At 45.7% G+C, this 13,886-nt stretch carries 16 protein-coding genes; 2 read left to right on the forward strand and 14 right to left on the reverse strand.

Annotated features, from left to right (window positions below; translation table 11 throughout):
* Positions 1 to 8 precede the first annotated feature (8 nt).
* Complete coding sequence (locus IE054_RS07140) at positions 9 to 509, forward strand: antitoxin Xre/MbcA/ParS toxin-binding domain-containing protein (RefSeq protein ID WP_189404806.1); 501 nt, start codon at positions 9 to 11, stop codon at positions 507 to 509.
* Positions 510 to 512: 3 nt separating this feature from the next.
* A complete protein-coding gene (locus tag IE054_RS07145) occupies positions 513 to 1,031 on the forward strand; it encodes an RES family NAD+ phosphorylase (RefSeq protein WP_189404808.1) in 519 nt (172 codons plus the stop codon).
* Here the strand turns inward: IE054_RS07145 and IE054_RS07150 are convergent, their stop codons facing one another.
* The 14 genes from IE054_RS07150 to IE054_RS07215 form a co-directional block, all read right to left on the reverse strand.
* Positions 1,032 to 2,156 (reverse strand): glycosyltransferase, encoded by a 1,125-nt coding sequence (locus tag IE054_RS07150; protein WP_189404809.1) that lies wholly within the window; start codon positions 2,154 to 2,156, stop codon positions 1,032 to 1,034.
* The gene (locus tag IE054_RS07155; RefSeq protein WP_189404811.1) at positions 2,153 to 2,911 is read right to left on the reverse strand and encodes a glycosyltransferase family 2 protein; all 759 of its coding nucleotides are present in this window, start codon (positions 2,909 to 2,911) and stop codon (positions 2,153 to 2,155) included. Before IE054_RS07155 ends, IE054_RS07150 begins: the two co-directional genes overlap by 4 nt.
* An 8-nt stretch (positions 2,912 to 2,919) precedes the next feature.
* Positions 2,920 to 3,702 (reverse strand): glycosyltransferase family 2 protein, encoded by a 783-nt coding sequence (locus IE054_RS07160; RefSeq protein WP_189404813.1) that lies wholly within the window; start codon positions 3,700 to 3,702, stop codon positions 2,920 to 2,922.
* Between the two features lie 98 nt (positions 3,703 to 3,800).
* Positions 3,801 to 4,523: a sulfotransferase domain-containing protein gene (locus tag IE054_RS07165; protein ID WP_189404814.1), complete on the reverse strand. Its 723-nt coding sequence runs from the start codon at positions 4,521 to 4,523 to the stop codon at positions 3,801 to 3,803.
* Entirely contained in the window at positions 4,516 to 5,304 is a 789-nt protein-coding gene (locus IE054_RS07170) for a sulfotransferase domain-containing protein (protein WP_189404815.1), read from the reverse strand. The genes IE054_RS07165 and IE054_RS07170 overlap by 8 nt, the downstream gene beginning before the upstream one ends.
* Before the next feature lie 2 nt (positions 5,305 to 5,306).
* Entirely contained in the window at positions 5,307 to 7,409 is a 2,103-nt protein-coding gene (locus IE054_RS07175; RefSeq protein ID WP_189404816.1) for a glycosyltransferase family protein, read from the reverse strand.
* A 12-nt stretch (positions 7,410 to 7,421) separates the two neighbouring features.
* Positions 7,422 to 8,072 carry a hypothetical protein gene (locus IE054_RS07180; RefSeq protein ID WP_189404817.1) on the reverse strand — a complete coding sequence of 217 codons (651 nt, stop codon included), beginning with the start codon at positions 8,070 to 8,072 and terminating at the stop codon, positions 7,422 to 7,424.
* Positions 8,073 to 8,161: 89 nt separating this feature from the next.
* Positions 8,162 to 8,626, reverse strand: a complete 465-nt coding sequence (locus IE054_RS07185; RefSeq protein WP_189404818.1) for a GDP-mannose mannosyl hydrolase — start codon at positions 8,624 to 8,626, stop codon at positions 8,162 to 8,164.
* Between the two features lie 68 nt (positions 8,627 to 8,694).
* Positions 8,695 to 9,654: a GDP-L-fucose synthase gene (gene fcl / locus IE054_RS07190; RefSeq protein ID WP_189404819.1), complete on the reverse strand. Its 960-nt coding sequence runs from the start codon at positions 9,652 to 9,654 to the stop codon at positions 8,695 to 8,697.
* Between the two features lie 4 nt (positions 9,655 to 9,658).
* Entirely contained in the window at positions 9,659 to 9,952 is a 294-nt protein-coding gene (locus IE054_RS07195) for a hypothetical protein (RefSeq protein WP_189404820.1), read from the reverse strand.
* Positions 9,953 to 10,241: 289 nt separating this feature from the next.
* Positions 10,242 to 11,357: a GDP-mannose 4,6-dehydratase gene (gene gmd, locus IE054_RS07200; RefSeq protein ID WP_189404821.1), complete on the reverse strand. Its 1,116-nt coding sequence runs from the start codon at positions 11,355 to 11,357 to the stop codon at positions 10,242 to 10,244.
* A 19-nt stretch (positions 11,358 to 11,376) separates the two neighbouring features.
* Positions 11,377 to 12,138 carry a sulfotransferase family 2 domain-containing protein gene (locus tag IE054_RS07205; protein WP_189404822.1) on the reverse strand — a complete coding sequence of 254 codons (762 nt, stop codon included), beginning with the start codon at positions 12,136 to 12,138 and terminating at the stop codon, positions 11,377 to 11,379.
* Between the two features lie 110 nt (positions 12,139 to 12,248).
* The gene (locus IE054_RS07210; protein ID WP_189404826.1) at positions 12,249 to 12,698 is read right to left on the reverse strand and encodes a hypothetical protein; all 450 of its coding nucleotides are present in this window, start codon (positions 12,696 to 12,698) and stop codon (positions 12,249 to 12,251) included.
* A gap of 59 nt (positions 12,699 to 12,757) precedes the next feature.
* Positions 12,758 to 13,882 (reverse strand): polysaccharide pyruvyl transferase family protein, encoded by a 1,125-nt coding sequence (locus IE054_RS07215; protein ID WP_189404828.1) that lies wholly within the window; start codon positions 13,880 to 13,882, stop codon positions 12,758 to 12,760.
* Between the last annotated feature and the right edge of the window lie 4 nt (positions 13,883 to 13,886).

Here is a 13,886-nt window from a genome sequence, read left to right on the forward strand (position 1 = left end):
GGTACTCTATGAGTAACAGTAGTGTGGCTGAACTGTTTGAAAGCGTTACGATATCATCTCAACAGCCCGCCCCTTCAGTGCTTGCCAAGGTATTTGAGAGGAGGCTTAACAGTGATCCTGACAGTGATGATCTGGAGGCGGTTAACCCAGCCTTGTACGTAAGCACGCTTAAACAAGGGGTATCAGGATCGTTTTTACGCTTCCTTATGACTCATATACCCAAGCGAATAATATGCCGAACGTTGGGTACCGATGAGTCAAACATCAGTAAGCTGGTAAGGCGACAGAAGCTGACCTGGGGCCAGACAGAAGATATTGATGATCTGATATCGGTTTGGCGCGAATTATTAGCATTTTTCGAGAAAGACACTGCGCTACTTCAGGAATGGTTATCATCGTCTGTGGCGGCACTGGGGGGGAGTAGCCCGGAAGAACTGATTGTTAGTCAGCATGGTCGCAAAGTGTTAAGGCATGTACTGGATGATATGCGCTACGGGGATTTTGCATAAACAATGATCCTGTTTAAAACCATCAAAACGCCGTACGTTGACACCTGGTATGACTACAGTAAAACCGCAACCTTTAAATCAGGCGGCCGCTGGAACAGTGCAGGTATAGCTGCCATGTACACATCGACGAATCCGCAGAACGCCATGCTTGAGTTAGGTAATTACTGCTCGTCACCTAAGATGGCGAACACACTTTATAAACTGCTGATATTCGAAGTTAAAGAATTACGCCTGTTTGAGGTAGATGTTACGCAGCTCCCTAGCAACTGGGACCGCAAACCACACGGCGGAGCATGCAGCACCATTGGCGACAGGGTACTTAGCGACGTAAACTACGACGGTCTGCTCATTCCCTCAGCCACCATTAATAAAGATGCAGCCACTCATCCTGTTAACAGTGTAAGAAAAGCGGCGTATGCAAACGTGGTGATGAACATTTCGCATATGGATGAAACGGATATGCGTGTGATTGATGTCTGCTCGCCCGTGTTTTCAACACAAATGTTTAGCGCAAAAAAATAATTACAGAATAGCCTTGTAGACTTCACGCATTTGCTGCTCTACCTGCGTGATCTCAAACCGCTCTACAAACCTTGCCCGTCCCTCACTGCCTAAGCGCTGACACAAATCACGATTATTCTGTAACTGGTTAATGGCCAGGGTCAGACTGCTCGCATCACTTCGCTTCACCACCAGACCAGTGTGATTATGAACAACAACCTCACTCATACCTGAGCCGGGTACATCGGTGCAGATACACGCCTTTCCGGCCCGCATTGCTTCAAGCAGCACAAGGCCAAATGCCTCGGTACGTTCAATCGAGGGAAGGACAAGTGCATCACAGTCGATGAGTTCCTGCTCCAGTGCTTCATCGCTGAGACCACTTAAAAAACGAACCTGCGCGTCAAGCGCATGCTGCTGTACCTGGTTTTCAAGACGCGCGTTTTCTTCACCACTACCAACAATGGTTAGCATCACGTGATTATCACATTTCTGTATTGCCTCAATCAGATAGCGGTGCCCTTTATAGTAGGTAAGCCTTCCTACACACAATAACTGCAAATTATTCTTATGAGACATGCGAGCCGCCAATGCTTTATCGTCCAGGCCAAGCGGTACAACGGTGCATTTATTTCTAAAAGCTTGCAGTGGCTCACTTGATGCTAGGTAATTTTGTGATGTTACCACTATTGATTGAGCACGCTTAAGCAAGGCGCGCTCAAACAATCGATACACAGGGTACAAAAGCTTTATTCCACCATGCGGCCTTTCACCCATCACATCACTGTGCCAGTGCACCACCCACGGAAGCTTGCGTGCAGCTGGCATAAACAATAGCCAAAAGCAGGTAACGTTAGGCATATGACAGTGCAGTATGTCGGGGGCCTCATGTCTTATAATACGTCTAAGGTAAAAATAAGCGGTAAGCGCAACAGGCACAAACAGCAACACCATCTGAATAGGTATGCGGTAGATACGACACTGCGCAACCTCCTGCTCAGCATAACCGGTGCTGGCCTCATGCTGATGCACGGCGGCAGATACATTCAGCCCGCTCTGCTGTTGCGCACGCATCAGCGCCAGCATCATGTTTTCTATGCCGCCTTTGAAGGGAGAAAAGTATTTACCGATGTGAAGCACGTTCATTTTTTTCTGCGGTATTGGTAGCGCGCTATCGCGCGGACTAGTTTCATAACGGGTTTAAGTACATACCACTTAAGCGGCACACGACCATAATGGTTTTTCACTACTTGCATCGATTCCTGGTAGTGTTCATCAAGTCGATTATGGGTTTTGGTGTCGGCGTGCATACGGTTCGCCGCACAGGTCTCCCGCGTTCTCACAAAGCACCCGCCATGCCGGTATAGCTTCCACCACAAATCGAAATCCATCGCCATTTGCAACGACTCATCCAGCCCGCCAACTGCTTGCCAGGCATCCCGCCGGATTAATGTGGCGGGTTGCCCAATGAAACAATAATTGGCCAGAAGATGAGGCGAAAAAGGCAGCGTGAGGTAACGGGAATGTCGCTGCCCCGCTTCAGTAATATGCCAGCAGTCGCCGTATACGGCCGGTGCACTCGGGGAATGCTTAAGCTTACCAAGCAGTGTAGTCAGGCCTTCAGGCATAAATAAATCATCGGAGTTAAGCCAGCACACAAACGGCGCGGCTCCCTTTGCAACGCCCTGGTTAATTGCATCCGCCTGCCCCTTGTCGGGCCTGCTTTGCCACCCCGCAAGTTTATGCTGCCAGCGCTTGATGACGTCTACACTGTTATCCGTTGAGCCACCATCAATAACATAGACTTCCATATCCACATTTTGCGCAAAAACCGATTCCAGCGCCTGATGCAAAAAGCGCCCCTGATTATATGATGGAATAACAACGGTGACTTCGGCCATAACGCTACCTAGTGGCGAAAAAACAGTTCTTTAAGCCGACTCGTCAGCATAAAGCGAATAAGCGTTAGGGTCATAGCTCTGGCATTGTAACGTGATTTACCTGGCGTTTTCGCGTAGGCCACTCTGAGCTTTTCCATTTCCTTAAAGCCTGACTCGCCGATTTGCGCTACCGTTTTCTGCGCCGGGTGAAAGCGAAATGCTCCCATAAAGCGGTCTATTTTCTGAAAGCGGGCACCACAGGCTTTAAATCGCAACAGCAGCTCCCAGTCCATGGCAAATTTATAGTCTTCATTGAGCGCGCTGCCGACTTTTTCCCACAGCGATCTTTTCCAAAACAGTGTTTCCTGGGGAATAAAGTCAGCATACGCAAGCACATAGCTATGTGCCTCAGACACTACCCATTGTCCAATGTCTTCACCTTTTTCATTAATAAGCATTCTTTGGCCGTAAACCACATCCGCGTTTTCACTGGCAACCAACCTATTCACTGCAGTGCTTATTGCACCTGGTAAAAACAAATCATCAGAGTTTAGCCAGGCCAGAATTTCACCCGTGGCGCGCGCAAAACCTTTATTGATAGCATGCGTCTGCCCGTTATCCGGCTCGCTTACCCACCAGGCGAGTTTGCTGGCGTAGCGCTTAATAATCTCGACCGAGCCATCATCGGAGCCGCCATCGACAACAATAACCTCAAGATTAGGATACCCCTGCGCAAAAACCGACTTGAGTGTATCTTCCAGATACGCCGCCTGATTATACGACGGGATGACCACGCTTAGTTTTGGTTGCATAGCAGGCAAGCTAACAGATGGCTGCCTAAGCTGCGACAGCGGCCTGGGTGTATATTGCTGCTCAAGCCGCATGCAGCTGGGGAAGACAAACTTTTTAATCATTCTTCAAACAACAATGGAATCCCAAGTGGTACTAAATAATCGCGCGCCAATTTGTTTTCAATTTCGGCAAAGGTGGCATGATCAAAATACTGAAACTGTTCAGGGGTTCTAACAGACGCCTTCTTGCTTTGCGTATCATTGTTGTATTGAAGAAAAGGAGCGGAGTCCGTCACTTTCGCTAAATTGATTTCAGCAACACTTTCTTCGCCGCTGATAAACGAAACAACTCTCTCCAGTTCGGAGGTTGTATTGTGTGTCAGCGACTCATAATTCACCAGGCAGTATTGGCTCTCAGGAAGCGCTTTATTTAGCCACCATGTACTGGCAAATTGTTTCCAGTATTCCAAGCGGGATACCAAAAAGTCATCCCAGCTTCGCTGGCTGTTCCTTGCTACATGGTTGTGTTTAAGCGCAAACTCATAGTAAGACGATATTGCCATAAGCGGATGTCGCAACTGCACCAAGAACTCCCGCTTTCCGCCGTGTAGCTGCTCTAGCATTGCAGTACCTGCAAGCTCAAAGTCGTGCGACTTAATATAATTTGCACGCTGCAAATGCTCTTCACCTACCCCTTCCTTGCCTTTTCGGGGGTGGTATGTATCAGAATTGAATGACTGCCCATACACCTTGTTTAGTAATTGGCGCAAAAAACGGTGTCCAGAGCGTGGGAAACATGCATTCACCACTACCTTTCCCTGTGGCATCGCAAGTTTACTCATAATTAAAGTACCTCAGAAAATCCATGGCTTGTTCGTTTAGCGTTTCAACCGTCTCAGCCGCTAGCTTTTTCTTGTAATTACCAGGGTGAACCTGACGAATGTGCTGATCGTCTTTTTCTTCGCTGGGGATCACATCAAACTGCTTAACGACATTTTCTGCTAATTTATCTTTTACCGGGATATCCAGGTAGGTTAATACACCTTTGAACCAGCTCAGCTTTTCATAAATGACGTCTTCATAACGGTATATTTTGACGTTTTTATTCGCCAGGTTCTTTTGATATTGCTTAAACTGTCCCATGTATGACTTCATGCGCTTTACAACAAACTCATCTATATCCAGTTCAGATGTTTGTTGACGTGAACGTGTCATGGCTTCATGGCCTTTGGGGATCACATGGCTTTTCGCAATAGAATAGTACATGGATACAGCCATATCCCTTGGGTCGCGAACTAACCAAATGGCTTTGCTACTGCCGATATCCAGCTCAAATCTTGGATAGTGCCTGAACCCGGTATAAAGAATACCGTCAAAGTCCAGGCAAGGCAGTGCCTCGCTGCCTAATTCTGCTGTGGATAAGCCCTGATCAAATGCCTGGTTATACAGTGAAAACGTCGGTGTGCCCTCGACCTGGCAATACACCGAGAGCAAGTTATCGAGTAACGTGCTACCACTTTTTGCAAACGCAAACACAAACTTACGTTCGAAGTTTGGTTTGGGGGTCGGTACGGTGACCGAATAAGGTTTACCCTTATCCGTGGTAAATGAAAATTGTTGCATAACTACACTTTTAATAATTTTGCGAAAAAACGGTGCGTACTATTTAACGCACGCAGCAGAAGTGGCCGGCTTCGGAACACATGCTGAAGATAAAAGAACAATGAAAACTCTTTACTGAATGCACTGCTGTTTAGTTTAGATTTAAGTGCATTCACCTGCCTGACGAGCAGCGACACCTGGTAGTCTGCTGACTCGTCGCTGCCAACGAACCCTTGCTCTTGCTGAAGCTCCCAGCTTTGCTGCAACGCAGCGACCTCACTGTTAGTGGCAGCAAAAAATGCACTGAACATATTGCGGTCTCTGAACAACCCTGTTGCTTCATTGCTTACCTGATACTGATTAAAGGTGACGTCACCGTAATCAGCATCGGTACGCCAGACGGAAGTCACTGCGGCAGAAAGTACAGGAAGCCTGCCGTTTAGCTGCTCAGCCTCATACAGCAAGACAAAAATCGCACCTATACCAAACTGCGCAATGCGCGCATGGGCAAACGATACGGCACTAAGCACGGTGGTGGGCACAAGAATATTGGCATTGGCAAGTCTGTGGGCCGAGAACCGCGACAGCATACGCTGGCTAAGCCGGGTTACGTCGCCATCCAGCCCTTTTATGCCGTATTCCAGTGTTTCGTGAACCCCGTGCAACGACTGGTAATCAACGAATGCTGGAGAATAGGCACTGCTGGCGGTGTTATTACTGGCCACAGTCAGCTCAAACAGATGATCGCGACTCCAGGTATGCTCTGGGGTAAAGCACATAAACGCCTCCCCCAGCGTATCGACATTGGCCACCAAAAAACCACCCAATGGCCCTTGGTGCTCATGCACAACAACGTCAAAATGCATTGATGACACAGAAGCCAATGCTTGTTGCTGCTTACGGGTACAAAGCACATGCAGGCAGCCAGGTTTGAGCAACTGCGCTTCACATTGTACCAGCGCCTGGTTTACTGCCTCTGTGCCATAATGTCTGCAGTCAACCACCACATGAATATTAGGTGATGCGCTTTCGATAAACGCTTGTCGTGCGCGCATATCTTTTTGTGCCTGGTCGCATAGCGCTGCAATTTCTTTTTCAAGCGCAAACTGCTCAAGAAAAATGGCCTGGCAAGCTCTGGCATTGTCCTTCGCTTGCTGCCAGTTCGCTTTTACAGAGGCAACAACGGCAAGTAAGTTCTCCGCCGTTTGTTTAGGCGTTTCTCCATACTCAAAATAATACACCTTGCTACCGAAGTGGCGTTCGATAAAGGGGTTTTTGTCGGTAATAATAACCGTGCCTGCCGCGCACGCCTGAAATATGCGGGTTGAAACCAGCGCACTGTCGCGGTGCTGCTGCGAGGAAAGCACCAGCGTCATGCCATACTCACGGGATTTGTCGATGATGCTCTTGCCACCATCAAAGGGTAATTCACCGTTGTAATGCTGTATGCCTTCCCATAGCGGTACACCGTACTGTTCGCGTAACCCGTAAAACACAAATTCGCCGGATTTATCCAGCGTTTCAAACAGCCCTTCGTGGCGCACTGCCCGGTTTTCACTTTTTGACAGCTTTTCCCAGTTTACGCCTATATAAAAGACCCGTGCGTCTTCAGCGGTTACGTCTTCAGTTGCCAGGTTTTCAGGTGTGACAATTGAAGTGTGCAGCGACAGTGATGCCTCTGGCAGCCAGCCTTTACCTTTTTCTTCGCGCAGTGAGGCTACAAAATTATCCACCAGTGGAGAGCCTGCGGACAAAATACGATCGTGGCTGCGAAAACAGTCAGCAATGTAACCAAACTGTTTAATAGGCAGCGGCTGCTGGGTGATGGGATCATCAACAATATACGCAAGGGGGTTCCAGTTTACGGCATAGGAAAGCCCCGCCAGCAATTTTGGATTTAAATAGTGCAGATTTAACACAATATCAAAATCGTTGTGGCGAAAAACGGGTGATAACCGATCGCCCTTTTCTGACAGCTCCTGCCCAAGTGGATCGATTATAATGCCCTGGTGCCCCAGCGATGTCAGCACTGGCAGAATACGAAGAATAATATCCAGCTCGGAGTTTTTTGCGCCTGGCCAGTTATGCACCAGGCCTACACGCAATGACGTTGTTGATGACGCCATGCCAACATCCCTTTATTTAGCCAGACGTGCCAAGCGCCTTTTGGGCTCTCCCACATGTAGCTGGCTAATGGCAATACCTAGCTGACGCGTGTCTGAGCTGCTGCCCTCTTCGATGGGGCGTACCGTTTCAGGTAACAGAATGCTAATTAACGTAGCATCTTTTTTGCCCGGTTCCTTGGGTAGTTTCGCCACAAGCTGAAGAATATCGCCGTTCTGCCGCGTACTAAACTTGAGCACGATACCGTCGGCATACAGGCTAAGCCGTTTCATAAGGTCTGACTTCGCCACAGCCACCACATCAATCACCACTTCCTTTTTGCCATCACGATTAACCAGCAAGGCAAAGTCAACGCGCGGGTCTGCGCCACTCCAGCGAAACTCTCTGCCGTTATGCGTTTCCAGCTCATGCAGGTTTTCCTGGCTGGCAAAGTGAGACGCGGTAAGCGTTACTTCAGCGGGCAGTAGCGGTGGTAACTCTTCGGTGATGCCACGCTCTTCTTTGGCAAGCACTTCTTCAATAATTCGCACGCGCGCTGCAAGGGCACCTAAGCTACTTGCCATTTCCTGTTGCGGGTTTTCTGCATCTAAAAGCTGCTTAGAATACTGCTGCGTAAGTTGCTGCTCCAGGGCAGACAGAAACTGTGCTTCCTTACTTAAAGACATAACGAACAATTACCTGAAAAAATAAATTAATGTGCGTGGGTTAAGCGCGCAAAGGATACCATGACTACCGGTGTTGCACACCTGAAAATCTACTCAGTACGGGCCGAATCAAAATACCACTTACTGTGCAGGTGCACATCCTTGCTTTGCATCAATTCGCTAACGGTAAACCAGTGATAACGCGCGTGTTGCTCAGTAGGAAGAGCCAGGTTCGCCCGCTTTACTTTGATCCGATACCCCAGTACCACATAGTGGGTTGTGACGTCTTCGCCAAACACATAATCACTGTAAAAGTGCTCGAAAGGCCCAATCAGCTCAGCCTGCGCTAAGCTAACCGACAGCCCGAGCTCATCACGGGTTAAACGTTCAAACGCATCGGTAAGTCGCTCGTTTTTCATTATCCGCCCGCCAGGAACAAACCAAAAGCCCTTTGCAGGGCGATTAGCACGCTCGCCCAGTAAGACATCGCCCCGCTCGTCCTCGACCACCAGATCAATAGAGACAAGCGGAGTACTATCAATCACCGCTGTGAATGTTTGTTTATCTAAAAACATTATTTACTGCCAACTGAACACACCACGTTATCCTGACACAACACGTCGTCCTGAACTTGTTTCAGGACCTACCCCCGAAAACTATCCTGGTTATCTAAAAACCATTGATAAGCGTGCTCAAGCCCGTCCTTCAGGCTATAGGTATGCTTCCAGCCAAGCGCATGCAGCCGTGAAACATCCATTAATTTACGCGGTGTACCGTCAGGCTTACTGGTATCCCAGATAATATTCCCTTTAAACCCGGTTACCTGCGCGACCGTTTCAACCAACTCAAGAATGGTGCAATCCTCACCCGTACCGACGTTGATATGGCTAAGCATGGGTGACGTATTTGCATCATAGGTGCCCTTATCCAGCTCCATCACATGCACACTGGCGGCAGCCATATCATCCACATGCAAAAACTCGCGCATAGGTTTACCCGAGCCCCAGGCAACAACCTCATCGTCACCACGCTGCGCCGCTTCATGAAAACGACGCAGCAACGCGGGTATCACATGTGAATTTTCAGGGTGAAAGTTATCGTTAGGGCCGTAGAGATTAGTCGGCATCACCGAACGATAGTCACGCCCGTACTGACGGTTATAACTTTCACACAGTTTAATCCCTGCTATTTTCGCAATGGCATAGGGCTCATTGGTTTCTTCCAGTGTGCCAGTGAGCAACGCGTCTTCGCGCATAGGCTGCTCGGCAAGCTTGGGATAAATACAACTAGAGCCTAAGAACAGCAACTTATCAACGCCACTTTGATGAGCAGCGTTGATAATGTTGGCCTCTATCATTAAATTTTCATAGATAAACTCTGCAGGGTAGGTGTTGTTGGCGTGAATACCGCCTACTTTGGCGGCTGCTAAATAGACTTCATCAACGTTGTTTTCAGCAAAAAACTGCAAAACATCTGCCTGACTTAACAAGTTTAACTCATCACGAGTTTTGGTAATGATCGAAACGTTATCGCGTTTTTCTAAATTTTTAACTATGGCCGAGCCCACCATTCCGCGGTGGCCAGCTACGTATACTGTTTTCACTCAGTTATCCTTCAAGATTTTGAATTTTACTGTTTATCTTATTTAATATTTCAACGCCATAATATTCATTCATATGCCATGCATCTGCGTGGGTAGCATACTTTTGATCTGTGAATTGCCATTGTGGCGAAAATAGGTAGTCATCAAATAACCATTGCACGCTGCGGTTATTAACGAAATTTTCATTCATGTAGTCTTTTTGTATTTCGTAGATCCAAGGAAGAAACTCCTCGGGCTTATCAAGACCCTTTGGAAAATCCTCTTGATTGAGAATGCTTTTTGAAGGAACAGCTGCCAAACATACAAAAATTTTCCTTTAAACTTTTCTACAATTCTCTTTAACGTTTTACATTTTCACTACAAATTGACCAATTGAAACATATAGATTTTAACTAAACGATTCACAATATCTGGCGCATTTGGCTCAAATGGACAAATAAACCCGTCTCAGTTTAGGGGAAGTGAATACTCTGTTATTACAGTACGCTTTCAAGAAAAAAGCCACCCTAAAAATGTAGAGTGACTTTCATGGTATACAATCGTCGCCAGAATTTAAAAATAAACTCTGCGCATAAACACTTAACTACTTACTCTTTGGCCACTGCTACCGAAAAGCCATGCTTTTTTAGTAGAGCATGTTGTTTAGCTTTCTCTAAATCACTGGCAACCATCTCGGCACACATTTCTTCAACAGTAATTTCCGGCACCCAGCCGAGTTTCTCTTTGGCTTTTGAAGGGTCGCCCAATAACGTTTCTACTTCAGCAGGGCGGAAATAACGAGGATCGACTTTTATGATCACATCACCGGTCTTTACTCCCGGTGCCTTATCACTATCAACAGAGGTTACGGTTGCGATTTCATTAACACCTTCACCAGAAAATTCGACACTGATACCTGCTTCACTACAGCTTAAGCGAACAAAGTCACGAACCGATATTTGCTTGCCTGTGGCGATCACAAAGTCTTCTGCCGTATCTTGCTGTAGCATCATCCATTGCATGCGTACATAATCATTGGCATGGCCCCAGTCTCGTAGTGCATCCATATTACCCAAATACAGGCAAGACTCCATACCAAGCGCAATGTTGGCTACTCCGCGTGTAATTTTACGAGTTACAAAGGTTTCTCCGCGACGCGGCGACTCATGGTTGAATAAAATGCCATTACAGGCATACATACCATAAGATTCGCGATAGTTAACCGTAATCCAGTACGCATACATTTTAGCTACCGCATACGGTGAGCGGGGATGAAACGGTGTGGTTTCTTTTTGCGGTATTTCCTGAACAAGACCGTAAAGTTCAGAAGTCGATGCCTGATAGAACTTTGTCTTCTTCTCCAGGCCCAAAAAGCGAATGGCTTCCAACAACCGCAATGTCCCCATCGCATCGGCATCTGCCGTATACTCTGGCGCTTCAAACGACACTGCTACATGCGACTGAGCGCCCAGGTTATACACCTCGTCAGGCTGTACTTCCGACAAAATGCGCGTTAAATTCGAACTGTCGGTTAAGTCGCCATAATGTAAATGGAACTTGGGGTTGTCGTTGTGCGGATCTTCATAGATATGATCGACCCTTTCGGTATTGAACAACGAAGCACGACGCTTAATACCGTGTACCTCATACCCTTTTTCTAATAAAAATTCGGCCAAATAGGAGCCGTCTTGGCCGGTTACACCGGTAATAAGTGCTTTTTTCATAATTTTCTCAACAACTCAATTATAGTTTCTTTTTAATCTTCAGGAAAGAGTTACGCAACTCCTCATAAAGTACAAGGTCCAGTGAATTGTATCGAAGAATTCCATCTAACTCTGAAACTTCAAGAGCAGAAGAATACTTAGATTGGGTCATATTTCTCGATTTAATGTTTGGTTTAATCCAATTATTCACTTTACAAAAAAGGTCGACGCTTTCTGCAAAATACTCTTGGACCCCAACGGCGACAAACTTTTCTTCGACACGTTCCATGGCAATATCAACCATATCGCGTGTACAACCACCGAAAGGAATCTTAACGTGATCTGGACCAAGGAAAAATCTTAACATGCCGTTATTGAGTTCCTTAGACTCTAGTTTTTGTACATAGTCGACTATTGTTGAGGCTTCGTTTTCCATTCGCTCATGCAAATAGTGGCTTGGACTTTCTTTAACAAAGTTATAATGAGATAAAATTCTACCTAAAGGGTGACGGATTACTGTGATGTATTGAGCATCATTATCAAAGACCTCGTGTAGTCCATATGGCATGTGGCCTACAACAGCCTTGATTTTAATTTGCTCAGCTTTATTCAGTGCGTAAAATTTTTTTACCGATATTTTATGTCGCTCACCAAAGCTACCAGTCTCTGGCGCACCTGTAACCCCTAACTTATATATTTCGTCTGCTTTATAATTAGCCTGGAAAAGTTGATGCAAAGTAGAACCTGCGGTTTTAGGTATATGCATAAACACAATGGGCTTTTCAAAATCTCTTTTAATCAAAAAATTTTCTCACTTAATTTTTTACCATCATAGAACTTTAACAATGCTTTTAAAAACCCAACATCTTATTGTATAAATATTTCGACTCAGGCATTTTATTGATTACTCTTTCAACCTATAAATTCATCTCTTTCTTTTTTCTTTCTTCTGAGGGCATTTCCACCCCGCACATATTTACAACATTCGGCAATAAGCTTGGGAAATTTAATCTCATTATGAATTAGAGAATTAGATTTAAAACAAAAAAATTTAATGCTCTCATAATGCGACAGTTCTTTATGAAAATTAATAAAATTTTCAACCAGTTTTGATATTGGTTGCCCCGTCCCTATATACAACGAGCACTTAGCGTTAACTGGCTCTCTGATTAGAACAATAGTAGGCTTACCCATGAGGTTACCAAGTCTAACATTGTCTATTGAGTGAGTAGATTGAGCAATTTTTAAATCTTTAAAACACCAATTAATCAAGTCTACTGCGTAACTATTTCCCGACCTTGGATCCCCGTCAACAATAATGTCTGTATCCTCATTAGCGATAAGGCTAGACTTAAATAACATTTCCAGACCATCTCTAGTCGCTTTAATTTCATTTTTTCATGACGATATTTCTTTACTTATTAGAGTATCTCAAACAAATTGCGGAGCTCTTCGCGTTTATCGAGATAGGCATCTAATTGAAACTCAAACTCAATCAACATATCCAACATAAGGTCCTGAACCGTGCCTTTATACCCAACCAATCTATCCATCGTGTACACAGGGAACTTCATTACGTCGGCCAAGCCTTGCGTTCTGGAGTCGTGTGCAATTAGCATGGACGGCACTCCAGCCTGAAGCGGTAGCATATTTCCATGAATACGCATACCCAGGCTCAAATCACATGTACGCGCGATATCCATCCACGAGTCAACAGAGGTAAAACCAATCATTTTTTGTTTTAAAAGGTGTCTTAATTGTGGCTGTGTCATCCCTTCGGGCATATTCGACTTATAAGCGCCTGGAATATCGTCCGACTCACCTAGAAAGAATGGGTAGAGAGTAGGCGACTGAATAATGTAATGCGAAGGAAGCTCTCTTAATATCGTGAGAAAAGAGGTTAATGCGCTGCCGGAATGCGCATGACCGCCACTAAATTCACCAATACATGTTTTGAGAGAATGAAACCGGCGTATTGACTCTTTTGATCTATTTACGCGGTCTCGCAACAAATCACCGAAATTATCAGAATGATTAATAAAGTTTGAAGGGCAACCGGTGACTAGTGCGTTCGTTATCCCCTCTTTTTCAAGTAAGCTTTTTGTGAAACTATCACGAACGCTAATATATTTACTGCGTTCGGAAATAACTCTAGCTAGTTTTGCACCATTTGGCCCCAATTTTAGATCAGGGTCTACATGACTGGCCTGAGCACCCAATCCATAAGCTGTGACCGGCGCGTCAATTTTCTCTATTATCGATGCACGAACGCCATTTGACGCCTCATCTTGTTCTCTAAACCCAAGCCAGTTTGCGCAAGAAAGAATTACGTGATCGACTTTTTTATCAGCCTTTAACACTTCTCTCATCATTGGCCAGTTAACTACGGTATAATCTTCTATATCAGCAACCAGTTCTCTCAGCGCTTTTCTAAATGCAAAGTTACCAGTATTTAACCCTGTAATACGCATTATGTCTTCCGAAGAAGAATAATAAGGATTAGGGATAGAGTCTATTTGCTCTAAATCTAAATAATACTTTTTCATTAAA

It is taken from the genome of Alteromonas halophila (genome assembly GCF_014651815.1).
Classification (GTDB): domain Bacteria; phylum Pseudomonadota; class Gammaproteobacteria; order Enterobacterales; family Alteromonadaceae; genus Alteromonas; species Alteromonas halophila.